Origin of the sequence: Mesorhizobium sp. M4A.F.Ca.ET.050.02.1.1 (genome assembly GCF_003997725.1) — a bacterium.
Classification (GTDB): Bacteria; Pseudomonadota; Alphaproteobacteria; order Rhizobiales; family Rhizobiaceae; genus Mesorhizobium.
In genome coordinates, this window is record NZ_RZSG01001446.1 from 1 (window position 1) to 560 (window position 560).

Genomic DNA, 560 nt, shown 5'->3' on the forward strand with positions numbered 1-560 from the left:
GACATTGACGTTGGCGGTGCCGCTCAGCGACAGGCCTTGCCGTCAACGATATCGCCGCCGACGTCTCGATCGGCGCCGGCGTGGCCAGGATCAATCGTCTGACCGGCACGCTGTCGACGCGCGGCAGCCTGTCGGCCAGCGGCACGGTCGGCATCAATCCGGCGCAAGGGTTCCCGGCCGATCTTTCGGTCAAGCTGACCGACGGCCGCTACACGGACGGCCGGGTGGTGACCGCCAATCTTGGCGGCGACCTGACCATCAAGGGGCCGCTTGTCTCGGCGCCGGTGGTCGCAGGCACAATCATCCTGGCCAAGACCGTCATCACCGTTCCCGAGAAGCTGCCGGGCTCGCTGGCGGCGCTCAACGTCAGGCACAAGGGCGCGCCGGCCGCGGTGCGCGCGCAGGACAAGGCGCTGCGCCCGGCTTCCGCCAGCGGCGGCAGCGGTGGCGGCGGCGGTCTTGCCCTCGACGTCACCGTCAACGCGCCAAATCAGATATTCATCCAGGGCCGGGGCGTCGACGCCGAGCTTGGCGGCTCGCTCAAGCTGACCGGTCCGGCC

1 pseudogene is annotated in these 560 nt (G+C 70.0%); it reads left to right on the forward strand.

Features of this window, described 5'->3' with window-relative positions:
* Positions 1-29: 29 nt before the first annotated feature.
* A pseudogene (locus tag EOA33_RS38055) lies at positions 30-560 on the forward strand (translocation/assembly module TamB domain-containing protein); the annotation flags it as partial.